The sequence below is a fragment of the Streptomyces sp. NPDC087428 genome (assembly GCF_044744085.1).
Lineage (GTDB): Bacteria > Actinomycetota > Actinomycetes > Streptomycetales > Streptomycetaceae > Streptomyces.
Map to the genome: position 1 here is coordinate 92570 of NZ_JBIUXR010000007.1, position 21016 is coordinate 113585.

General features: G+C 72.1%; 21 protein-coding genes. 13 read left to right on the forward strand and 8 right to left on the reverse strand.

Annotated elements, in window-relative coordinates:
* Positions 1–84: 84 nt before the first annotated feature.
* Together ACIO3R_RS16415 and ACIO3R_RS16420 are read left to right on the forward strand one after the other, a co-directional pair.
* Positions 85–657: a YbjN domain-containing protein gene (locus tag ACIO3R_RS16415; protein ID WP_402106191.1), complete on the forward strand. Its 573-nt coding sequence runs from the start codon at positions 85–87 to the stop codon at positions 655–657.
* 182 nt (positions 658–839) lie between these two features.
* The gene (locus ACIO3R_RS16420) at positions 840–2564 is read left to right on the forward strand and encodes a glycosyl hydrolase family 28-related protein (RefSeq protein WP_402106194.1); all 1725 of its coding nucleotides are present in this window, start codon (positions 840–842) and stop codon (positions 2562–2564) included.
* A gap of 33 nt (positions 2565–2597) precedes the next feature.
* On the opposite strand, the gene ACIO3R_RS16425 is transcribed toward ACIO3R_RS16420, so the two are convergent.
* Positions 2598–3614, reverse strand: a complete 1017-nt coding sequence (locus ACIO3R_RS16425; RefSeq protein ID WP_402106197.1) for a phosphotransferase family protein — start codon at positions 3612–3614, stop codon at positions 2598–2600.
* A 246-nt stretch (positions 3615–3860) separates the two neighbouring features.
* Here ACIO3R_RS16425 and ACIO3R_RS16430 point away from each other — a divergent pair, with 246 nt between their 5' ends.
* The gene (locus ACIO3R_RS16430; RefSeq protein WP_402106199.1) at positions 3861–4643 is read left to right on the forward strand and encodes a hypothetical protein; all 783 of its coding nucleotides are present in this window, start codon (positions 3861–3863) and stop codon (positions 4641–4643) included.
* Between the two features lie 41 nt (positions 4644–4684).
* Here the strand turns inward: ACIO3R_RS16430 and ACIO3R_RS16435 are convergent, their stop codons facing one another.
* The 4 genes from ACIO3R_RS16435 to ACIO3R_RS16450 form a co-directional block, all read right to left on the reverse strand.
* A complete protein-coding gene (locus ACIO3R_RS16435; RefSeq protein ID WP_385029744.1) occupies positions 4685–4927 on the reverse strand; it encodes a hypothetical protein in 243 nt (80 codons plus the stop codon).
* Complete coding sequence (locus ACIO3R_RS16440) at positions 4924–5172, reverse strand: hypothetical protein (RefSeq protein WP_362959612.1); 249 nt, start codon at positions 5170–5172, stop codon at positions 4924–4926. The genes ACIO3R_RS16435 and ACIO3R_RS16440 overlap by 4 nt, the downstream gene beginning before the upstream one ends.
* A gap of 57 nt (positions 5173–5229) precedes the next feature.
* A complete protein-coding gene (locus tag ACIO3R_RS16445) occupies positions 5230–6039 on the reverse strand; it encodes a hypothetical protein (protein ID WP_402106201.1) in 810 nt (269 codons plus the stop codon).
* A gap of 121 nt (positions 6040–6160) precedes the next feature.
* Entirely contained in the window at positions 6161–6922 is a 762-nt protein-coding gene (locus tag ACIO3R_RS16450; protein ID WP_363026646.1) for a phosphoglyceromutase, read from the reverse strand.
* A 223-nt stretch (positions 6923–7145) separates the two neighbouring features.
* Here ACIO3R_RS16450 and ACIO3R_RS16455 point away from each other — a divergent pair, with 223 nt between their 5' ends.
* Positions 7146–8504, forward strand: a complete 1359-nt coding sequence (locus ACIO3R_RS16455; RefSeq protein ID WP_402106204.1) for an MDR family MFS transporter — start codon at positions 7146–7148, stop codon at positions 8502–8504.
* Positions 8505–8580: 76 nt separating this feature from the next.
* On the opposite strand, the gene ACIO3R_RS16460 is transcribed toward ACIO3R_RS16455, so the two are convergent.
* Both ACIO3R_RS16460 and phoU read right to left on the reverse strand, forming a co-directional pair.
* Positions 8581–8730, reverse strand: a complete 150-nt coding sequence (locus ACIO3R_RS16460) for a hypothetical protein (protein WP_385350339.1) — start codon at positions 8728–8730, stop codon at positions 8581–8583.
* Between the two features lie 249 nt (positions 8731–8979).
* Positions 8980–9657, reverse strand: coding sequence for a phosphate signaling complex protein PhoU (phoU, locus tag ACIO3R_RS16465; protein WP_311304103.1), 678 nt, complete (start codon positions 9655–9657; stop codon positions 8980–8982).
* Positions 9658–9855: 198 nt separating this feature from the next.
* On the opposite strand from phoU, the gene ACIO3R_RS16470 reads away from it, so the two are divergent.
* Positions 9856–11130: a sensor histidine kinase gene (locus ACIO3R_RS16470; protein ID WP_385029732.1), complete on the forward strand. Its 1275-nt coding sequence runs from the start codon at positions 9856–9858 to the stop codon at positions 11128–11130.
* A complete protein-coding gene (locus ACIO3R_RS16475; RefSeq protein WP_123524569.1) occupies positions 11127–11807 on the forward strand; it encodes a response regulator transcription factor in 681 nt (226 codons plus the stop codon). The genes ACIO3R_RS16470 and ACIO3R_RS16475 overlap by 4 nt, the downstream gene beginning before the upstream one ends.
* 123 nt (positions 11808–11930) lie before the next feature.
* On the opposite strand, the gene ACIO3R_RS16480 is transcribed toward ACIO3R_RS16475, so the two are convergent.
* On the reverse strand, positions 11931–12626 hold the full coding sequence (locus ACIO3R_RS16480; protein WP_402106208.1) for a DUF461 domain-containing protein: 696 nt from the start codon (positions 12624–12626) through the stop codon (positions 11931–11933).
* Positions 12627–13283: 657 nt separating this feature from the next.
* Here ACIO3R_RS16480 and ACIO3R_RS16485 point away from each other — a divergent pair.
* The 7 genes from ACIO3R_RS16485 to ACIO3R_RS16515 all read left to right on the forward strand — a co-directional run bounded on the left by ACIO3R_RS16485 (position 13284) and on the right by ACIO3R_RS16515 (position 20952).
* The gene (locus ACIO3R_RS16485) at positions 13284–13766 is read left to right on the forward strand and encodes a CarD family transcriptional regulator (RefSeq protein WP_006380568.1); all 483 of its coding nucleotides are present in this window, start codon (positions 13284–13286) and stop codon (positions 13764–13766) included.
* Between the two features lie 543 nt (positions 13767–14309).
* Complete coding sequence (gene ispD, locus ACIO3R_RS16490) at positions 14310–15056, forward strand: 2-C-methyl-D-erythritol 4-phosphate cytidylyltransferase (RefSeq protein ID WP_402106210.1); 747 nt, start codon at positions 14310–14312, stop codon at positions 15054–15056.
* On the forward strand, positions 15046–15585 hold the full coding sequence (gene ispF, locus ACIO3R_RS16495; RefSeq protein ID WP_402106212.1) for a 2-C-methyl-D-erythritol 2,4-cyclodiphosphate synthase: 540 nt from the start codon (positions 15046–15048) through the stop codon (positions 15583–15585). Before ispD ends, ispF begins: the two co-directional genes overlap by 11 nt.
* Positions 15586–15705: 120 nt before the next feature.
* On the forward strand, positions 15706–16278 hold the full coding sequence (locus tag ACIO3R_RS16500; protein ID WP_402106215.1) for a GNAT family N-acetyltransferase: 573 nt from the start codon (positions 15706–15708) through the stop codon (positions 16276–16278).
* 90 nt (positions 16279–16368) lie between these two features.
* The gene (locus ACIO3R_RS16505; RefSeq protein WP_402106219.1) at positions 16369–17892 is read left to right on the forward strand and encodes an ABC transporter substrate-binding protein; all 1524 of its coding nucleotides are present in this window, start codon (positions 16369–16371) and stop codon (positions 17890–17892) included.
* Positions 17893–17896: 4 nt separating this feature from the next.
* The gene (locus tag ACIO3R_RS16510; protein ID WP_402106222.1) at positions 17897–19621 is read left to right on the forward strand and encodes an ABC transporter permease subunit; all 1725 of its coding nucleotides are present in this window, start codon (positions 17897–17899) and stop codon (positions 19619–19621) included.
* Positions 19618–20952, forward strand: a complete 1335-nt coding sequence (locus tag ACIO3R_RS16515; RefSeq protein ID WP_402106225.1) for an MFS transporter — start codon at positions 19618–19620, stop codon at positions 20950–20952. Before ACIO3R_RS16510 ends, ACIO3R_RS16515 begins: the two co-directional genes overlap by 4 nt.
* Positions 20953–21016: the final 64 nt, after the last annotated feature.

Here is a 21016-nt window from a genome sequence, read left to right on the forward strand (position 1 = left end):
CCGCGCCACGTGTGAGGCCGGGCCATGAGGTACGCGGCGGCCGGCGGATGTGGCGCCGCCCGTGGGGCGTCGTACGCTCGGACTATGGCTGACGCACCCGATGAAGCGGCAACGACGCAGGTCAAGCAGATCGCGCAGATCGCGCAGATCACGCAGGTCACGCAGGTCACGCAGGTCACGCAGGTCATCGAGGCGGCGCTCGACGATGCCGGGCTCGACTGGGAGAGCCCCGAGCCCGGGAGCTACGTCGTCCAGCTGCCCGGCACCCGCAAGCTCTCCACCACCTGCTCGCTGCTCGTCGGCAAGCACTCGCTCTCCCTCAACGCCTTCGTCATCCGGCACCCCGACGAGAACGACGCGGCGGTGCACCGCTGGCTGCTGGAGCGCAACCTCCGCCTCTTCGGCGTGAGTTACGCCATCGACTCGCTCGGGGACGTCTACCTGGTCGGCAAGCTGCCGCTCTCCGTGGTCACGCCCGAGGAGCTGGACCGGCTGCTGGGCGTGGTCCTGGAGGCCGCCGACGGCGCCTTCAACCCCCTCCTGGAACTCGGTTTCGCGAGCGCGATCCGCAAGGAGTACGCATGGCGGGTCTCGCGCGGCGAGTCCACGCGGAACCTGGACGCGTTCACTCACCTGACCCAGCGCCCCACCGGCTGACGCGCACCAACTGAGCCTCACCGCCCGCCGGTTCCGCGCCGCAGGGCTTCACGGTCATGTCGGAGCCGTTACCCGGCGATTCCCCGATGCACGCCCCTTTCGCTGCCCCGGGGGGCCGTGGCATGCTCACCGCCGACGCAGATATGAACGTCGTTCACATCCATGAAAGGCAGGTCGGGCTCATGGCGATCATGGGGAACATCAGCAGGCGTGGACTGCTCGGCAGCGCGGTGGCCGTCGCGGCGGCCGCGGCCACCGGACCGGCCGGCGGCGGGACGGCGTTCGCGGCGGGCCGGGGCGACACCGCCGCCCGCGCCGCGGCCGGAGCGGGCGGCAGGCCACGGACCACCCCGCTCTGGCGGGAGTTCGCCGCAGCGCCCCTCACCCATCCGCAGGTCCCGTTCATCGGCAGGGCCGGCTACCGGGGCGGAGCGGACCTGCCCCGCCGCACCGGCCACGGCTTCACCGCCAACGTCCTGCACTACGGCGCCGAGCCCGGCGGCTCCGCCGACGCCGCCCCCGCGATCAACCGTGCCATCGCCGCTGCCGGAGAGCGCGGCGGTGGCACGGTGATCATTCCCGCGGGCGCGTACCGCATCGACGACATCATCCGCATCGGCCACAGCGATGTCGTGGTGCGCGGCGCGGGCAGCGGCCGCACCACGCTGCACGCGACCCGGAACCTCACCGAACTGATCGGCGTCTACGGCAGCCGGTACGGCGGCGACAAGTCCAGCTGGTCCTGGGCCGGCGGCCTCATCTGGCTCTGCCCCGAAGCCCGTTGGACCTCCCTCACCGACGCCATCAAGGCGAAGGACTGGCCCTTCGAGGGCTGGACCGGCAACAAGCGCGACGCGTGGCGGACCCTGACCACCGTCGCCCCCGCCCGCCTCGGTGACCGTACGATCACCGTCGACGACACCCGCGGGCTGAAGCGCGGCGCGCTCGTGCTGCTCCGCCTCGCCGACGACTCCGCGCACACCCTCCTGGAGCACATGGCGGGCGGCGGTCCGGGCCCCGAGGCGTACTACTGGGACGACAAGACGAAGCTGACCTCGTACGTCCCCTACGAGTGGCCGGTCCGCATCACCGCCGTGCACGGCCGCAGGGTCACCCTGGAACGCCCCCTCCCGCTCGACATCCGCCCCGAGTGGGACCCCCGCCTCACCACCCTCGCCGCCCCGCTCACCGGTTCGGGCGTCGAGGGGCTCACGCTCGAAGCGGTCGAGACCCCGCAGTCGCAGCACCTGCTCGACAAGGGGTACAACGGCGTCGCGTTCCAGTGCGCGTACGACTGCTGGGCCGACGACATCACCGTGCGTCACGTCGACAACGGCTTCGGCCTCATCGGCGCGTCCGCCTGCACCCTGCGGCGCACGAAGGTCGCGGGCCGCGGCTCGCACCACCCGTACTACTGCCGCGAGGGATCGCACGACAACCTGGTCGAGGACTTCACCATCGAGCAGCGCACCGTCCCGGCGCCCGCCGGGACCCAGCTGCACGGCATCAACGTCGAGGGACTGTCCAGCCACAACGTCTGGTCGCGCGGCGTCATGGAGATGGGCACGTTCGACTCGCACCGGGGGATGCCGTTCGCCAACGTCCGTACCGACATTACCGTCAACAACAACGGGCGGCACGGCGGCGACGCGAGCGCCGGACCGCTCTTCGGCGCCCGCTTCACCCACTGGAACATCCGGGTCACCAACGGCCGGGCCGGCCTGATGCGGATCGACGGCCTCGCCCCCTGCAGCGCGACCGTCGGGGTCAGTGAGGTGACGGAGTTCGACCAGATCGACGTCCCCGACTTCACCGGCGACCTGCACACCCGCCTGGAGGCGTACGGCACCCCCGGGGCCGTACGTCCGCAGAACCTCCACGACGCCCAACGGGCCCTGCGGTACTGACGCGGCGCACGCCCGGACCGTCGGGCGCTGCGGTCACCCCCCTGCCCGCAGCGCCGACTCCACCTCGCCGAGGGCCGCTTCGAGCCGAGGCGCGACCTCGTTCCACGTCCACTCCAGGTCCTCCCCGGCCGTCTTCCGCGGCACGGTCTCCACCAGCATGATCAGGTAGAGGTACGAGCGGTAGAGCGCCAGCCGCAGCCGCAGCGAGTCACCGAACTCCACCGGCCCGCCCGCGGCCGCGGCATAGCCGTCGAGGAAGTCCTTGTCCTCCTCGATGTTCCCGAAGAGGGCGAGCGAGACGAAGTCGGCGGCGGGGTCGCCCCAGAACATCCGCTCCCCGTCGATGATCCCGCCGATCCGCCGCGCCCCCGGCCGCCCGGCGACCAGGATGTTGCCCTGCCACAGGTCGAAGTGGACCAGGGCGGGGCGCGTGACGTCGTCCAGTACGTACGAGGCCGCGCCGAGCAGTCCGCGGATGTCCGGCGCCGCCCGCGGCAGCCTCGCCGCGTAGCCCAGCGCGTCCGCCAGCACGGCGTCCGTCATCGTGGTGAACGCCTGCCGCCAGGTGGGCGCCAACGGGGCGAGCGCCGCCGACGGGTAGCCGAACCCGCCGGGTGCCGGGACGGTGTGCAGCCGGCCGACGGCCCGGCCGAGGTCGCCGCGCAACCGCTGCTCCTCGCCGTCGGCCATCGTGCCGGTGGCCTCGTGCCAGGGCTGCCCGGGGCACGCCGTCATGATCACGTACGCGCCCTCGGGGGCGGCCGGGTCGAGCCCGCTGTGCACGACGCGGGGGACCGGGGTCTCCTCGGCGAGGTCGGCGGCCGCGGTGTAGAAGGCGACCTCGTTCACCAACAGATCGCGCTCGTAGCCGAGATGGGTCCCGGCGACGGCGGGCGGCGGGGTCTTCGCCACCCACTCCCGGCCGTCGGTGAGCCGGACCCGGGTGACGGCGTTGTACGTGCCGCCGGTCAGCGGGTCGCACGAGGCGATCAGCTCCGGTGGCACCCCCACGGACCCGAGTACGGCGCAGAGAGCGGAATCGATCGGCATCAGCGGACCCCCTTCGGGTGGTCGCCCCGGGACGAGCTGCCGGCGGCCGGGGCGAATACCCAGCTCAGAGCGTTTCCGGAGTGATCACGACGTAGTCACGATCAGGGGCGATGCCCGGTCTGACGGATTGCCAAACCACATACAACTCATAGAGTTGGCCCACCCCCACGATCCTCCCCGGCCGCGCCGAACCCGGCGCCGGCCGCTCTCGTGCGGGCGAGAAGACCTGATACAGAAGGATGGGCCATGCGACCCACTGCCATACGCCGTACCGCTGTTGCCGCCACCGTGATGTCCCTGGCCCTGCTCACCGCGGCCTGCGGTTCGGACGCGGCGGACAAGGACGGCGGCAACAAGGGCAAGGCGGACGAGTCCCCTTCGGCCAAGCCCGCTGCCGCCAAGGCGCTGACCGCCGCCGAACTGGAGAAGGCCTCGCTCGCCCAGGGCGACGTCAAAGGCCACAAGATCTCCAAGGCCGGTCCCGCCGACGCCGTCTCCGCCGGTGACGTCACCGCGGACAAGGCCGCCTGCGATGTCTTCGCCGACACCCTGATGGGCGCCAAGGCCGGTTCGCCCGCCGCGTCCACCCAGCGCAAGGTGATCAGCGAGCCGAAGAAGGGCGCCGACCAGGACAGCGCGGACCCCGAGGAGGCGTTCGAGGCCGCCTTCGACATCACGACGACGCTCACCACGCTCTCCTCCTACGAGGGCAAGGGCGCCGAGGAGACGGTGGCCGCCCTGCGGACCGCCGCGACCGGGTGCGCGTCCGGCTTCACGATGAAGGCGGCCGGGACCAAGCAGAAGGTCGTCAAGATCACGGAGGAGCAGGTCAAGGCCGGCGAGGACGCCGCCGCCTGGACGGTGACCATCGAGTCGGACGGCGAGAAGAGTGCCATGAAGCTCGTGCAGGTCCGCCAGGGCGCCACGGTCGCCTCGTTCAGCGCGCTCAACCTGGCCGCGGCCTCCTCCGGCGGCGACTTCGAGCTGCCGAAGGCCGTGATCGACGCCCAGGTGGCCAAGCTGGCCTGACGGTTGACACGGGCGCGGCCCGGCGCCGGCCTGACCGCTGGTCAGGGCAGCGGTACGAGCCGCACCACGGTGACGGTCAGGACCGACCCGGAGACGTAATAGAGCACGATCGCCCCGGCGACGGTGGCCTCGCGGCGGTCGTGCTCCTCCTTGACGGCCGACGACCCGTGCCCGTACGGCTCGTGTCCCAGGGAACGCGCCATCCGGTCCCTGAAGATGTCGCCGTCCGGCATCTTGGCCAGGGTGTCGTCGGCAGGTGGCGCATAGGAGATCCGGAAGCTCAAGCGACGCTCCGCCTCTCGGCCTCGTCCCGCGCCAGCCGGTCCAGAATCCGTTCCGCCTCAGGATCGGGCACGGCCTCCAGCATCCAGTGCCGCATCACGGCCTGGATGTCGTGCACCCCGGCCTCGTTGATGGCACGGTCGAACTCCTCGCGTCTCGCCTCGGGCAGGGCGGCGCGGATGGCCGGGATGCTGTTGGGCACCTCGACCTCGGCACCGCCGACAAAGGTCTTCAGAGGCTCACCCATGGCTGCTCTCCCGATCTCCCCGCATGCGCCACAGGGTACGACGACGGGTACGGGCCGTCACCTCCGCCCGCGCCACCACCGCGACTTGGCGGCCGGCGCGGTGCCGGTCCCGGCGGCCGACTGTCCGGCCTGTCCGGCCTGTCCGGGCAGTTCCCGTACAGCGGCCCGTATGCGGTCAAAGGTGGCGACGGGGTGCCCCGGCCCCTCGCTCGGCAGCAGGACACCGAGGCAGACGAGCTTGAACCGGTCCTCCTCCAGGTGGAGTCCGACGAAGACCGGCGCCCCGGCGCAGCCCTTCGGAGCGAGGCCGTCCCACACGAACCCCTGACCATCGCCGTCGCGCACGATCTCCCCGACGACGACGGCCTGTTCGCGCTGGGTGCGGTCCGGCCCCACATCGTGTCCGAGCACGTACGCCGGTACCGGGGCGTCACCCAGCCGGGCGATGTCCTCGGCGGTCGCGGCCGTCCCGTCGGTGATCTCGTCGGTCGCCCAGGCCCACTTCTTCCGGCGCGCCAGAGCGTGCAGCACGGCGGTGGGCAACACCGAGACCCCGGAGTCACCGAGGGGGATCCAGCCCTCCTGGAACCGCAGCATCATCAGTCCGCCGGCACTCATGGCGGTCTCGGACAGACCGGGCCGCAGCCGTATCTCGGCAACGTCGTACCGGGTCAGCGCTCCCGCGGTCAGGAGGTACTGCCGGTACGTCGCGTTCCCGTCGGCGTCCTCGGCGAGGAGATCGTTGAACCAGAACGCCGTCCCGAAGGCGTCGCCGCGGTGGGCCTGTTGGTACGGCAGCGTGCAGCGGCCGCTGCTGCTGACGATGGCATCGATGATGGAGCCGTGATCGGCCGTCTGTGCGGGCATGGAAGCAGAACTTAGCGGAGACCGGCCGATTGAACGGCCGGGGCGGCGCCTCGGGTGCTGACGCAGCGGGGCCCCGCCCGTGGACGAACCACGAGCGGGGCCCCATGTGAGCGGCGGAGGGCTACTTCTTCTTGCCCTGGTTCTTCACGGCCTCGATGGCCGCCTTCGCCGCGTCCGGGTCGAGGTACGTGCCGCCCGGCTTCAACGGGCGGAAGTCCGCGTCCAGTTCGTACGCGAGCGGGATGCCGGTCGGGATGTTCAGGCCCGCGATGTCGGCGTCGGAGACGCCGTCGAGGTGCTTGACCAGGGCGCGGAGGCTGTTGCCGTGGGCGGCGACCAGGACCGTGTGGCCGTCCAGCAGGTCCGGGACGATGCCGTCGTACCAGTACGGCAGCATGCGGACGACGACGTCCTTGAGGCACTCGGTGCGCGGGCGCAGCTCCGGCGGGATCGTCGCGTAGCGCGGGTCGCCGCTCTGCGAGTACTCGGCGCCGTCCGGGAGCTCCGGCGGCGGGGTGTCGTACGAGCGGCGCCAGAGCATGAACTGCTCCTCGCCGAACTCGGCGAGCGTCTGCGCCTTGTCCTTGCCCTGGAGGGCGCCGTAGTGGCGCTCGTTCAGCCGCCAGGAGCGGTGCACGGGGATCCAGTGGCGGTCCGCCGCTTCCAGCGAGAGCTGGGCGGTGCGGATCGCGCGCTTCTGGAGCGAGGTGTGTACGACATCGGGAAGCAGGCCGGCCTCCGTGAGCAGCTCACCGCCGCGGACCGCCTCCTTCTCGCCCTTCTGGGTCAGGTTGACGTCCACCCAACCGGTGAACTGATTCGTCGCGTTCCATTCGCTCTCGCCGTGGCGGAGGAGGATCAGCTTGTACGGTGCGTCGGCCATGAGTCCGAGCGTAATCGAACCCGTGCGGCCCGCGCGCGCCCGGCCACGGAGCGGACAGCGGGACGGGGGACGGGGAAGGGAGACGGGCTGGAGTGTGCGGCTTCGATTGACGGCAGGCGTCAATCGGGTGGCAGGGCGGATTCCGTGGTTCGTAATGTTCGGATCGGTGGCGGGCCTCTTACCCGCGCCGATCCGATTCCTTACGTCCCCGGGGGGAACCCGCATGTCTGTCGCCGGTCTCAGGCGGGCCACCCGTGACACCGTCTCCGGTCTCCCCAGGGAGTTCTGGTGGCTGTGGACCAGCACCCTGGTCAACCGGCTCGGGGCCTTCGTCGCCACGTTCATGGCCCTCTACCTGACCCTGGACCGGGGCTACTCCGCCTCGTACGCCGGTCTGGTCGCCGCCGTCCACGGGCTCGGCGGGGTCGTCTCCTCGATCGGGGCCGGGGTGATGACCGACCGGTTCGGGCGGCGGCCCACGATGCTGGTGGCGCAGGTCTCGACGGCCGTCTCCGTGGCGGTGCTCGGCTTCATGGTCCATCCGGTGGCCATCGCCGGTGTCGCCTTCTTCGTCGGCATGTCGAGCAACGCCTCCCGGCCCGCCGTGCAGGCGATGATCGCCGACATCGTCCCGGCCGAGGACCGGGCCCGCGCCTTCTCGCTCAACTTCTGGGCGATCAACCTGGGCTTCGCGGTCTCCTCGGCGGGTGCCGGGTTCGTCGCCGAGTACAGCTACCTCGCCGGCTTCGTCGGCGAGGCGGCGATGACCCTGGTCTGCGCCGTCCTCGTCTTCATGAAGATCCCGGAGTCCCGCCCGGAGCGGCCCGCCGCGCCCACCGCCGCAGGAGCGCCGGGCGCCTCGGGCGCCTCGGGCGCCGATGAGGTGCGGCTCGGCACGGTGCTGCGCGACGGGCGGTTCATGGGCGTCGTCGGGCTGTCCTTCGTCATCGCCCTGATCTTCCAGCAGGGGTACGTGGGGCTGCCGGTGGCCATGGGGACGGACGGGTTCAGCAGCTCCGACTTCGGTACCGCCATCGCCGTCAACGGCGTGATGATCGTGGTGCTCCAGATCCCCGTCACCCGCCTCATCCAGCACCGCGACCCGCGCCGGCTGCTCATCGTGTCGTCGCTGCTGGCGGGGTACGGGTTCGGGCTGACCGTGTTCGCCGGGTCGGTCGCCGTGTACGCGCTGACGATCTGCGTGTGGACCGTCGCCGAGATCATCAACGCGCCCGTGCAGAACGGCCTGGTCGTCCAGCTCTCCCCGGCCCACGGCCGGGGACGCTACCAGGGCATGTACACGCTCTCCTGGGCCGCCGCCGCGCTCGTCGCCCCGCTGCTGTCCGGTCTGGTCATCGACCACTTCGGGGCCGGGTGGCTCTGGGGGACGTGCGCGGTCCTGGGCACCGTCGCGGCGTTCGGGTACTGGCTGCTGATGCGGAACCTGCCGCGGGCCGGTGTGACGGTGGAGTCCGGTGTGACGGTGGAGAGCAGCGGGCCCGACGCCCGTACCGCCGTCGGTGCCGACGCCGGCGTCGAGGCCGGTACCGGCCAGGAGCCCGCCGTGGAGCGGACCTCCTGACCCGGACGTCCTGACCCGAACGGCGTACGCGGCGGGCCCCCGCGCGGGGGCCCGCCGCTGCTCCGCTCCGCGTCCGTCAGCCCGAGCAGCCGCCGCACTGGCACGGTGCTCCGGACTGGCATCCGCACCCGCAGCCCGAGCCGCAGCCGCAGGCGCCGAGGACGGCTCCGTGCGACACGTCGGCGGGTGTCTCCTGCTGGGGTTCGGTCGTGGGGGAATCGGCCATGGTTCCTCCTCAAGGCGTACGGCAGGGCCGTACGCCCGCACGGGGCCCACGACCGGGGCGTACGGACAAGTCGTGTCGCCCCGCCCCATTGCATGCCCACCCGGGCAGGCGCATCAACGGCGCACATGTGCAGGAACGCATGTGCGAGGCGACGCGCCGTCGTACGCCCGTCGCCTCCCGGCTGTACGCCGTCGTACGCCTGTCACCCTCCCCCTTACGGAAGGCGTACGCCCGTCGCCTTCCTCCCGGCTACGCGCCCTCCACCGGCGCCGCCTGCTGGATCTCGTCCGCGTGCTCGCCCGTCACCAGGTACACCACGCGCTTGGCCACCGACACGGCGTGGTCGGCGAACCGCTCGTAGTAGCGGCCGAGCAGCGTCACGTCGACGGCCGTCTCGATGCCGTGCTTCCACCGGTCGTCCATCAGGTGCTGGAACAGCGTGCGGTGCAGCAGGTCCATCTCGTCGTCGTCCTGCTCCAGCTGGAGCGCCAGGTCGACGTCCTTGGTGATGATCACCTCGGCGGCCTTGGCCATCAGGCGCTGCGCCAGCTGTCCCATCTCCAGGATGGTGGCGTGCAGGTCGTGCGGCACCGCCGACTGCGGGAAGCGCAGCCGGGCCAGCTTGGCGACGTGCTGGGCGAGGTCGCCCGAACGCTCCAGGTCGGCGCTCATCCGGAGCGAGGTGACCACGATCCGCAGATCGGTCGCCACCGGCTGCTGGCGTGCCAGCAGGGCGATGGCCCTGGCCTCCAGGTCGTGCTGGAGGTCGTCGACCTTCTGGTCCGCGGCGATCACCGTCTCCGCGAGCTTGAGATCGGCGTCGAGCATGGACGTCGTCGCCCGGCCGATCGCCGACCCGACGAGCCGGGCCATCTCGACCAGCCCCTCGCCGATCGAGTCGAGTTCCTCGTGGTACGCGTCACGCATGGGAAGTCCCTCTCCAGTCCTTAACCGAGGCCGGGGCCAGCTCTGAACCCCACGCTCCTACGGTGACGTGGGTACGCGTCCGGATCCGACCGGCCAAGTGAACCGGCGCTTGCTCCTCGGTGAACTCTGGGCGACGAGTGTTCGAGTAGGCACTCGGATGGCTGGGAGAGTGTCCGCCGGGCCGCATAACCTGGAGCTATGGACGTGAACGCGGCGGTCGCCGCAGCTGCAGCGATCGCCGGGGTGTGTACCGGTGTGATCGCCATGCTGGCGTTCCGCTGGAGCGAGCGCGACCAGAAGAAGCCGACGCGTACCTCCCTGCGGCCCGACAGCAATGCCCCCCTGCCCCCCGGGGTCGACACGGTCCTGTCCGTGCTCAGCTCCTCCGCGGTCGTGCTCGACGAGAGCGACAGCGTCGTCAAGGCCAGCTCCGCCGCGTACGCGCTGGGGCTGGTCAGGGGCGGGCGGCTCGCCGTCGAACCGATGCTGAACATGGCCAGGGACACCCGCCGTGACGGTGAGATACGCCAGGTGGAGCTGGATCTCCCGCGCCGCGGCACCGGCCGGGGCGAGGCCCTCGCGGTCTCCGCCCGGGTCGCCCCGCTGGGCTCCCGGCTGGTGCTGCTGCTGGTCGAGGACCTCACGGAGGCCCGCCGTATCGAAGCGGTTCGGCGCGACTTCGTCGCCAACGTCAGCCATGAGCTCAAGACCCCGACCGGAGCGCTGTCCCTGCTCTCGGAGGCCGTCATGGACGCCTCCGACGACCCGGAGGCGGTGGAACGGTTCGCGGGCCGGATGCAGATCGAGGCGACCCGGCTCACCAACCTCGTACAGGAGCTCATCGACCTCTCCCGGGTGCAGAACGACGACCCGCTGGAGGACGCGGAGCCGGTCCGGGTGGACGAGCTGGTCGCCGAGGCCATCGACCGCTGCCGGCAGCAGGCCGGGTCCAAACAGATCACCATGGCCGCGGGCGGCACCGCCGAGCTCCGCATCTGGGGCAACCGCGGCCAGCTCGCCGCCGCTCTCGGCAACCTCGTCGAGAACGCCGTCAACTACAGCCCCGCCCGTACCCGCGTCGGCATCGCCGTCCGCCGGGTGACCATGTCCGGCGGGGACGAGATCGAGATAGCCGTGACCGACCAGGGCTTCGGCATCTCGGAGAAGGACCGCGAGCGGGTCTTCGAACGCTTCTACCGCGTCGACCCGGCCCGCTCACGGGCCACCGGTGGCACGGGCCTCGGCCTCGCCATCGTCAAGCACGTGGCCGCCTCGCACGGCGGGGAGGTCACCGTCTGGAGCTCGGAGGGACAGGGCTCCACCTTCACCCTGCGGCTGCCAGAAGCGGGCGCCGTACGGGAACGGGACCGCACATCAGGCGGACCGCTCATCGTCAACGGCGACGAGGGGCCCTACCCGGCCGCCGCCCCCGACACTCTTGATTCATCCCCTGCCCCGGAGGCTCTTCCGTGACCCGAGTGCTTGTCGTCGAGGATGAGGAATCCTTCAGCGACGCCCTGTCCTACATGCTCCGTAAGGAAGGCTTCGAGGTCGCCATCGCGGCCACGGGTCCCGACGGCCTGGACGAGTTCGAGCGCAACGGCGCCGACCTCGTACTCCTCGATCTGATGCTGCCCGGACTGCCCGGCACCGAGGTGTGCCGGCAACTGCGCAGCAAGTCCAACGTCCCCGTGATCATGGTCACGGCCAAGGACAGCGAGATCGACAAGGTCGTCGGCCTGGAAATAGGAGCCGACGACTATGTGACCAAGCCCTTCTCCTCGCGCGAGCTCGTCGCCCGCATCCGCGCGGTGCTGCGCCGCCGCGGGGAGCCGGAGGAGGTCACACCGGCCGCTCTGGAGGCGGGCCCGGTCCGGATGGACGTGGACCGCCACGTCGTCACGGTCTCCGGCGGCAAGGTCGACCTCCCGCTCAAGGAGTTCGACCTGCTGGAGATGCTGCTGCGCAACGCCGGCCGGGTGCTGACCCGGATGCAGCTGATCGACCGGGTCTGGGGCGCCGACTACGTGGGCGACACCAAGACGCTCGACGTCCATGTGAAGCGGCTGCGCGCCAAGATCGAGCCCGACCCGGGCGCGCCGCGGTTCCTGGTGACGGTGCGGGGCCTCGGGTACAAGTTCGAGCCGTAAACCAGCCCGCTGCCCCCTGGGCCTGGGGCGTGACGCGCATACGGCTGAGGCGCCTCCCGGACCGGGAGGCGCCTCAGCCGTATGCCTGCGTGCGCGAGAGCCGCGCGTGCGAGGAGCGCGCGGTCAGCCGTTCGGCTGGGCCGAGTCGGACGCCGCGTCGGTCGGCGTGGTCGTGTCGCTCGACGAGGCCGCCCCGGAGGGGGTGCCGGACGAGGCGCCGGGGGTCTCGGACGCGGAGCCGGAGGGCGTGGCGTCGGCCGAGGCCGTGGCGTCGGCGGAGGCCGTCGCGGTCGGCAGCTTCGGGAGCGCGCTGGGGCCGAAGCCCTTGAAGTAGCTGGTGGCCGGGACGACGAGGGCACCGAGCGGGATGTCGCCGGACTCGCTGAACTTGAAGACCAGGTTCTGCACGTTGCCGTCCTGCGTGGCCTCGCTGCCGTTCTCGATCACGGCGGCGGCGTTGCCCTGGCCGCCGAGCACCACCCGGCCGCCGGCCGGGACGACGACCGGGCCCGAGCCCTTGGCGGCGTGCAGCTGCACGGACGCGCTGGTGCCGGTCAGGGCGATGCCGTCGAGGGTCTCCGCCTTGCTGCTGTTGTTGAACAGCGTGGCGGTCACGACGGCCGGGCCCTTGGCGCCGCGGTCCGGCTGGGTCACCACGTTGGCGTTCTGGATCTTGATGGCGCCGACCGAGGTGGCGGCGTTGTCAGGCCTGACTTCGAGCGTCTGCGCGTTCTTTCCCGCACCACATGCGGAGAGCGCGGCGATCGAGAACGCGATGGCGGTGGCGGCGAGGGCGCCGTGTCGAAGGCTGCGGCTCACGGCGGTGGCAACTCCTTGAACGAGCGGATTTACGGACGAGGTCGGGCGGGTCCTTCGAGCGAGTGGTGCCGAAGTCGCCCCAAGGGTGTGACAGCCGTCAGGTTACCGAGCCGTCGTCCCGGCCCCGCACCCGACCCGCCCCCTGGTGCCCCGGGGATCGAGGGCCGGCTCGCGGTGCGGGTCGTGTCGTGGCCCGGGGCGATGATTCGCAAGCCGTTCACATAACACGCTTGATCAATTCCTCCGGACGTTCGGCCCGCGCTTCCTGTGGATGTTCCACCTGCCTTGGCGTGCCCCGGCGCATTCATTGCGGATAATCCACGCGACGGCCGAACGTTGATCAATTTCATTGGTCATCGGCACTTACCGCCGTACGGGTGATCGATCCTCGAACGGAGTACGGAAAGTTCACCATCCTGAACCCGGCAAACCGGGACGTTAGGTCTCTTCCGAGCAGGTTCCGGGAGGCGTAACGTCCGCGTTTCTCCTCGCCCGTACAGCCGCTCCGACCTGCGAATACCGTCTCCTGTGAGCCTTCCGCAGCACGTACGTGTTGCAGTTGTCAAGCCCTGAGATATGCCCTGACCTGCGAAAACGCCATTCAGGAGAAGCTGTTCTCGTGTTACTCTGGATAGCCACGGAAGGGGTACCTGTCACATGACGTTCAAGGTTGGCGACACCGTGGTCTATCCCCATCACGGGGCCGCGCTGATCGAGGCTATCGAAACTCGCCAGATCAAAGGCGTGGACAAGACCTACTTGGTGCTCAAGGTCGCTCAGGGCGACTTGACGGTGCGTGTACCGGCGGACAATGCGGAGTTCGTGGGTGTGCGCGACGTAGTCGGGCAGGAAGGGCTGGACCGGGTCTTCGAGGTGCTTCGCGCGCCGTACGCCGAAGAGCCGACGAACTGGTCCCGGCGCTACAAGGCAAATCTCGAGAAGCTCGCCTCCGGCGATGTCATCAAGGTCGCGGAAGTGGTTCGTGACCTGTGGCGTCGTGAGCGCGAGCGTGGACTCTCCGCAGGTGAGAAGCGCATGCTCGCCAAGGCTCGCCAGATCCTGGTGAGCGAGCTCGCTCTCGCGGAGAACACCAACGAGGACAAGGCCGAGGCTCTGCTCGACGAGGTCCTCGCGTCCTGAACCGGATCGCACCGGTCTAAGGCGTAAATAACGTGCCGCGGTGCCCGCTGACCAGCCGTATGAACGGCGTGTCGTCGGGCGCTGCGGCATGTCCGGATCTGGATTCCGACGCCCGGCCGAATTCTGACGCCCGGCCGATGGGGCCGGTGACCGTCCGGCCGATGGCCTGATCGGTTCGGTGGCCTGGCCAGTGGTCCGAACTGGCTGGATTCCGACGGTCCGACTGCGGATTTCGGACAGACGGATTCCAGACACATTCCGGATTCCGGGCATAGGGACGCAGGCGGGCGGTGAGGCCCGAGCATCCCGGATGTCGTTCTCGATGCGCCGACGCATTGGCCTCGTCGACGATCCCCCGGTACTTTGCTCGCGATCCTGTGAAGTCGACGTGTCAGGCCGATCCCGAGCGGCCGGGGCGGTCCTCGTCTCGCCCGGGGTCACGGAAAGGGTCCCGGTCGAGTCATGGCGTTGCGCCCGGCTCGATTGAGGCCATACCCACGTCGGCCGTGGAGACAAACATGCCGATGCTTCGGAGTGCAACCGATGTCTGATCAATCGCGTCCCTGCCGCACCGCCGCCGTGATTCCCGCGGCCGGCCGCGGCGTACGGCTCGGCCCCGGCGCCCCCAAGGCGCTCCGTGCGCTGGGCGGAACGCCCATGCTCGTCCATGCGGTACGGGCCATGGCAGCCTCCCGTCAGGTGTCCCTGGTCGTGGTCGTCGCACCGCCGGACGGTGCCCCCGAGGTCAGGAATCTGCTCGACGAGCACGCGCTGCCCGAACGCACCGAGTTCCTCGTCGTGCCGGGCGGCGACACCCGCCAGGAGTCGGTGAAGCTCGGCCTGGACGCGCTGCCCGCCGATGTCACCGCCGTCCTCGTCCACGACGCGGCCCGCCCCCTGGTGCCCGTCGACACGGTGGACGCGGTGGTCGAGGCGGTACGGGACGGGGCGCCGGCCGTCGTCCCGGCGCTGCCGCTGGCGGACACCGTCAAGGAGGTCGAGCCGGGTGCGCCGGGGGAGCCGGAACCGGTGCTCTCCACGCCGGCGCGGTCCAGGCTGCGGGCGGTCCAGACGCCGCAGGGCTTCGACCGCGACACGCTGGTGCGGGCCCACGAACGGGTCGCCGTCACCGGCGAGGGCGCGACCGACGACGCGGGCCTGGTCGAGCAGCTCGGGGTGGCCGTCGTGGTCGTACCCGGCCACGAGGAGGCGTTCAAGGTGACCCGTCCGCTGGACCTGGTCCTGGCCGAAGCGGTACTCGCACGCAGGAGGGCGAACGATGGCTTCTGAGGAACACGCCGTACTGGTGGAGCACGCCGTACCGGTGGAACGCGCCGCGCCGGTGATCCCGCTCGTCGGGATCGGCACCGACATCCACGCCTTCGAGGAGGGCCGCGAACTGTGGTGCGCGGGTCTCCTGTGGGAGGGCGAGGGCCCCGGGCTCGCCGGGCACTCCGACGCGGACGTCGTCGCGCACGCCGCCTGCAACGCGCTGTTCTCGGCCGCCGGGCTCGGCGACCTCGGGCAGCACTTCGGCACCGGGCGCCCCGAGTGGTCCGGCGCCGCGGGCGTCACGCTGCTGACCGAGGCGGCCCGGATCGTGCGGTCAGAGGGGTTCGAGATCGGCAACGTCGCCGTCCAGGTCGTCGGCGTACGGCCGAAGATCGGCAAGCGGCGCGACGAGGCGCAGAAGGTCCTGTCCGCCGCCGTGGGCGCGCCCGTCTCGCTCTCCGCCGCCACCTCCGACGGGCTCGGCTTCACCGGCCGCGCGGAGGGCATCGCCGGGATCGCCACCGCACTGGTCTACCGCCCGTCCTGACCTGCCCCGGAGCCGTACTGCGGGCCCGGCCGGCCGTCGGGCCCGCAGCCTTCTTGCACATCAGTTGCACGTACCCTGGTACAGCAATGAGGTGACACGAGGGACTGGAGAGGCAGCGGGATGAGTACGACGACGATGGCCGCGGTACGGGCCGATGCCGACGGATACGTCCTGCGCACCGCCACCCCCCGTGACATCGGCGGCGCGCGGGCCGTGATGCTCGACACCGTCTACCGCGACCTGAGGTCCGGGTACGTGCCGCGCTGGCACGCCGACATCATCGACCCCGAGGCCGGCTATCTGCGGCCCGAGCGCTGCACGCTGCTGGTGGTCGAGCGCGACGGCGAGATCGTCGCGACGGGCGCCGTGCGCGACCGGGGGCCGCAGGCGCCGCCCAATCCGCAGTGGGTCGCGGACCGCTTCCCGTCCGGCACCACCGCCCAGCTGTGCCGGATCTACGTGACGCCGGAGCACCGCAGGCGCGGGCTGGCGCGGCGGCTGGTGCGCGAGCTCCGCGACTTCGTCGCGCGGGCCGGCGGGTACGAGGCGGTCTATCTGCACACCGACCCCGCCGTGCCGGGTGCCGAGCCGTTCTGGCGGTCGCTCGCGCGGGAGGTGTGCGACGAACGCACCCTGCCCGGCGGCGGCCAGGGCATCGTCCACTTCGAGCTGCCGATGTCCGACGCCCGTTGAGGCGCCCCGTGAGGCGCCCGTCGAGCTGCCCCGTGAGGCGCTCGCCGCACCACTTTCAAATGACAATCGTTTTCATATAAGGTCGTTGCCATGTCCCCGTCCCGACTCCGTCGCGCCGCGCTGCCGCTGACCGCGGCCGCCCTCCTCGTCCCGCTCGCCACCGCCTGCTCCGGCGGCGCGAACGACACCACAGGCGCGTCGGACGGCGGCGGACAACGTCTCAGGGTCGTCATGGCCTTCCCGCCCGCCCAGGCGATGTCCCCCTACGGCGACGACGCCGTGACCCTCAGCCGCCTCGCGGTCGTCGAGGGCCTCACCTCCCTCGACCGCGAAGGTGCCGCGAAGCCCGCACTCGCCGCGTCCTGGAAGCGCGAGAGCCCGAAGGCATGGACCTTCACCCTGCGCGAGGCGTCCTTCCAGGACGGCACGAAGGTCGGCCCGGCCGCCGTCGTCCGCTCCCTGAACGCCGCTCAGAAGGCCTCGCCCAAGCCGCGCGTCCTGTCCGACACCGGCATCACCGCGACCGCCCTGGGCGCCGGCACCGTACGGATCGTCACCACAGAGGCCGACCCGCTGCTGCCCCAGCGCCTGGCCAACCCCTCCCTCACGATCCTGTCCGCCGCCGCCTACCGGGACGGCAGGGTGAACCCGGCCGGACACGCCACCGGACCCTTCACCCTCGCCTCCGTCAAGGGCGCCGTCAGCGCCACTCTGGAGCGCAACGACCGCTACTGGGGCGGCAGGGCCAAGGCCCCCGGTGCCGACGTGACCTTCGTGGCCGACGGCACCGCCCGCGCCAACGCCCTGCGCACCGGGGCCGTCGACGTCGCCGAGTACGTACCGATCTCGCAGGCCTCCCTCCTCGGCGACGGGCTCGTCCACGAGTTCCCCTCCGCCCGCACCAACGGGCTCTCCCTCAACACCGGGCGCGGCGTCTTCGCCGACCCCGCGATGCGTGCGGCGGCCCGCGAGGCGATCGACTCCGAGGCTCTCGTCAAGGCCGTCTACGAGGGCCGCGCCGACAGCGCGCAGGGCCTCATCGGCCCCGGCGTGCCGTGGGCCGCCGACGCCCGCCGGGCACCGGTCGACCGGGTGAAGGCCGCCGGCCGGGCGCAGGTCGCGAAGACGGAGCGGATCGTCCTCGCCACGTACACCAACCGGCCCGAACTCCCCGAGGTCGCCACCGTCGTCCAGCAGCAGCTCCAGAAGCGCGGCTTCACCGTCAAGCAGGTCGTCCGCGACTACGCCCAGCTGGAGGCCGACGCCCTCGCCGGCACGTACGACGCCTTCATCCAGGCCCGCAACACCCTCCTGGACACCGCGGACCCCGTCTCCTACCTCGCGTCCGACTTCACCTGCGACGGCAGCTTCAACATCTCGCAGCTCTGCGACAAGCGCGTCGACACCGACGTGAACAAGGCCGCCGCGGTCGCCGGAACCGAAGCCCGCCACCGTGCCGCGATGACCGCGGAGGCCGACATCCTCGGCACCGACGCCCTCGTACCGCTGCTCCACGAGCGCTTCGTCCAGGGGTACGACGACAGCCGCGTCCGCGGTGTCTCGCTCGACCCGATGGAGCGCACCCTCATCACCGCAGACACCCGCGTCGGATGACCGGGTGAAGTACCTCGCCGGACGGTTCGCCGCGCTCCTCGCGGTCCTCGCCGTCATCGGCCTGCTGCCCCGGCTGACCCGCACCGACCCCGCGCTCACGATCCTGCGCGCCCGGTACGCCGACCGGCCGCCCACCCCCGAGACCCTCGACGCCATCCGCGCGGAGACCGGACTCGACGGCGGCCCCCTCCACCTCCTCGGCGGCCGGCTCGGCGGACTCCTCCACGGTGACCTCGGCACCTCCTGGGTCTCCGGGCAGCCCGTCGCCCCCGACGCGATATCCGCCCTGGGCGTCTCGCTCACCCTCATGGGCGTCTCCCTCGCCGTCGCCCTGCTCCTCGCCGCGGCGCTCGCCGCCGGAACCCTGCGGCGCGGGGCGGCGCGCCGCATCGTCACCACCCGCGCGGGCGTCGGCGCGGCCGTCCTCGCCGCCTTCCCCGAGTTCCTGATCGCCGCCGTGCTCGCCGCCCTCGTCGCCGTCCGGCTCGGCTGGCTCCCCGCGCTCGGCTGGGGAACCCCCGCGCAGGCGGTGCTGCCCGCCCTCGCCATGGGCATCCCCGCCGGCGCGCTGCTCGGCCGGCTGCTGGACGACGCACTGCCCGCCGCGTTCGCCGAACCCTGGGCGCGCGCCGCCACCGCCGGCGGACTGCCCGGCACCCGCATCGCCCGCCACGCCCTGCGCCGCACCCTGCCAGGACTGCTGCCCCAGCTCGGCCTGATCGTCGTCGGGCTCACCGGCGGAGCCGTCGCCGTCGAGACCCTCTACGCGATCCCCGGCCTCGGCGGCAGCGCCCTGGCCGCCGCACTCGCCCAGGACATCCCGGTCCTCCAGGCCTGCGTCCTGATGCTGCTGCTCCTCGGTGTGGCCGCGGGACTGGCCGCCCGCCTCGCCTCCCGCGCGCTGCTCGGCCCCGCCCTGCGCGACGGCGCCCTGCCCGCGCTCCTGCCGCCCGCCCTCCCGGCCCGCCGGCTGCTGACCGCGGCCGCCGTCGTCCTGGCCGCGCTCTTCGCCGCCGTCACCGTCGCCGGACTCCTGCGCGACCCGCTCCAGATCGACGCCGCGGCCCGCCTCGCCGGACCGTCCGCCGCCCACCCCTTCGGCACCGACTCCCTCGGCCGCGACATCCTCGCCCGGCTCGGGCACGGCGCCGCCCGCACCGTCCTCACCGCCGTCGCCGTGTCCGCGGCCACCCTGCTGATCGGCCTCGCACTGGGCGCCGTACGCGCCGGAGCGCTCACCGAGACCGCCAACGCGCTGCCCGCGATCCTCACCGGCCTCGTCGTCGCCGGTGTCGCCGGACCCGGCCCCTGGAGCGCCGCCGCAGCCGTCACCGCCGTCGCCTGGGCCCCCCTCGCCGCACACACCAGCGCCCTGTACGCCCAGGAGCGGGCCGCCCCGCACATCGCCGCGTCCCGCGCACTCGGCGCCGGACGCGCACACCTGCTGCGCCGTCACTTCCTGCCCGGCGTACTGCCCCCCGTCGTCCGGCACACCGCCCTGCGCGTCCCCGCCCTCGCACTGGCCCTCGCCTCCCTGGGCTTCCTAGGCCTCGGCACCGCGCCCCCGTCACCCGAATGGGGCCGGATGCTCTCGGAGAACCTCCCCTACGCCGAACGCGCCCCCTGGGCCGTACTCGCCCCCGCCGCCGCCCTCGCCGTCCTCGGCGCGACGGCCGTCCTCGCCGCCGCGGCCGTCCGGGGAGTGCGACACCGCAAGGGCGCCGCGTGAGCGCCGCCCCGGCCCCGGGCCTCGCCCCGGACCGCTACCTGCGCCTCCTCACCACCACCCAGTTCGCGTTCAACATCGGCTTCTACGCGGTCCTGCCCTACCTCGCCACACACCTCGGCACCGGCCTCGGCATGGCCGGCTGGCTCGTCGGTCTCGTCCTCGGCCTGCGCACCTTCAGCCAGCAGGGCCTCTTCGTCATCGGCGGCGCACTCACCGACCGGTACGGGCCCCGCCCCGTCGTCCTCGCCGGCTGCGTCCTGCGCATCGCCGGATTCGGCTGGCTCGCCTTCGCCGGGTCCACCGCGACCGTGATCGGCGCCGTCCTGCTGACCGGACTCGCCGCCGCGCTCTTCTCGCCGGCGGTCGAGTCCGAGACCGCCCGCGAGGCCGTCCGGCACGAGAAGGAGACCGGCACGCCGCGCGCCCGGGTGCTCGCCCGGTTCTCCGCCGCCGGACAGGCCGGGGCGTTCCTCGGACCGCTCCTCGGCTCGGCCCTCCTGCTCCTGGGCGGCGGGTTCCGGGCCGCCGCCCTCGCCGGGGTCCTCGTCTTCGTCGCGGTCCTCGCCGGACACGCCCGGCTGATGCCGCGCCGCGCCCCCGTGGCCCGGACGACCCGGTACCGGGGTTCCGTGCGCGAGGTCTTCGGCAACCGCCCGTTCCTGCTGCTCTGCCTCACCTACAGCAGCTACCTCGTCGCGTACAACCAGCTCTACCTCTCGCTCCCGGCCGAGGTGCGGCGAGCCACCGGCTCGCAGGCGGCCCTCGGCTCGCTGTTCGCGCTCTCCTCGCTGCTGGTCGTCTGCGCCCAGCTGCCGGTGACCGGCTGGGCCGCCCGCCGCCTCGCACCGCGTACCGCTCTCGTCGCGGGGCTCGTCACCGTCGCCGCCGGATTCGCCGCCGTGCCCCTGGCCCCCGGCGGGCCCGCCGGACTGCTGCCCGCGGCCTCGCTCGTCGTCCTGCTCACCCTCGGGCAGATGCTGCTGGTGCCGGCCGCCCGCGGTCTCGTACCGGATCTCGTCGCCGACCGGCACCTCGGACTGGCCACCGGAGCACTGTCCTCTGTCTCCGGAGTGGCCGTACTCGCGGGCAGCGCCGCCACGGGAGCGCTGCTCGGTGTCCCCGCACCCGTCCGGTGGGCGGTGCTCGCCGCCGTCCCGCTCGCGGGCGCCGCCCTCGCGCTGACCCTTCCGGCGGGCACGAACGCGGGCACGAACGCGGGTGCGTACGGGAGCGCGGGCGGGAAGCCGGCCGGGCAACCGGTGAGCTCAGGAGGGCGTCCGCCCCGACCGCCGGGCTCAACGCGCTTGCGGCCGGGCGAACCAGGGCCATAACAACTGTCATCGCAATCCTCCAAGGGGTCGCGGGGCACTGGTGCGCGCCCACTACCCTTGAGGC

Coding starts and splice junctions, on each gene's coding strand:
- ACIO3R_RS16500 (WP_402106215.1), top strand. CDS start 15,706: ATGAGTACGACGACGATGGCCGCGGTACGGGCCGATGCCGACGGATAC.
- ACIO3R_RS16455 (WP_402106204.1), top strand. CDS start 7,146: ATGTCTGTCGCCGGTCTCAGGCGGGCCACCCGTGACACCGTCTCCGGT.
- ACIO3R_RS16430 (WP_402106199.1), top strand. CDS start 3,861: ATGCGACCCACTGCCATACGCCGTACCGCTGTTGCCGCCACCGTGATG.
- ispD (WP_402106210.1), top strand. CDS start 14,310: ATGTCTGATCAATCGCGTCCCTGCCGCACCGCCGCCGTGATTCCCGCG.
- ACIO3R_RS16450 (WP_363026646.1), bottom strand. CDS start 6,922: ATGGCCGACGCACCGTACAAGCTGATCCTCCTCCGCCACGGCGAGAGC.
- ACIO3R_RS16485 (WP_006380568.1), top strand. CDS start 13,284: ATGACGTTCAAGGTTGGCGACACCGTGGTCTATCCCCATCACGGGGCC.
- ACIO3R_RS16445 (WP_402106201.1), bottom strand. CDS start 6,039: ATGCCCGCACAGACGGCCGATCACGGCTCCATCATCGATGCCATCGTC.
- ACIO3R_RS16505 (WP_402106219.1), top strand. CDS start 16,369: ATGTCCCCGTCCCGACTCCGTCGCGCCGCGCTGCCGCTGACCGCGGCC.
- ACIO3R_RS16440 (WP_362959612.1), bottom strand. CDS start 5,172: ATGGGTGAGCCTCTGAAGACCTTTGTCGGCGGTGCCGAGGTCGAGGTG.
- ACIO3R_RS16420 (WP_402106194.1), top strand. CDS start 840: ATGGCGATCATGGGGAACATCAGCAGGCGTGGACTGCTCGGCAGCGCG.
- ACIO3R_RS16470 (WP_385029732.1), top strand. CDS start 9,856: ATGGACGTGAACGCGGCGGTCGCCGCAGCTGCAGCGATCGCCGGGGTG.
- ACIO3R_RS16425 (WP_402106197.1), bottom strand. CDS start 3,614: ATGCCGATCGATTCCGCTCTCTGCGCCGTACTCGGGTCCGTGGGGGTG.
- phoU (WP_311304103.1), bottom strand. CDS start 9,657: ATGCGTGACGCGTACCACGAGGAACTCGACTCGATCGGCGAGGGGCTG.
- ispF (WP_402106212.1), top strand. CDS start 15,046: ATGGCTTCTGAGGAACACGCCGTACTGGTGGAGCACGCCGTACCGGTG.
- ACIO3R_RS16460 (WP_385350339.1), bottom strand. CDS start 8,730: ATGGCCGATTCCCCCACGACCGAACCCCAGCAGGAGACACCCGCCGAC.
- ACIO3R_RS16415 (WP_402106191.1), top strand. CDS start 85: ATGGCTGACGCACCCGATGAAGCGGCAACGACGCAGGTCAAGCAGATC.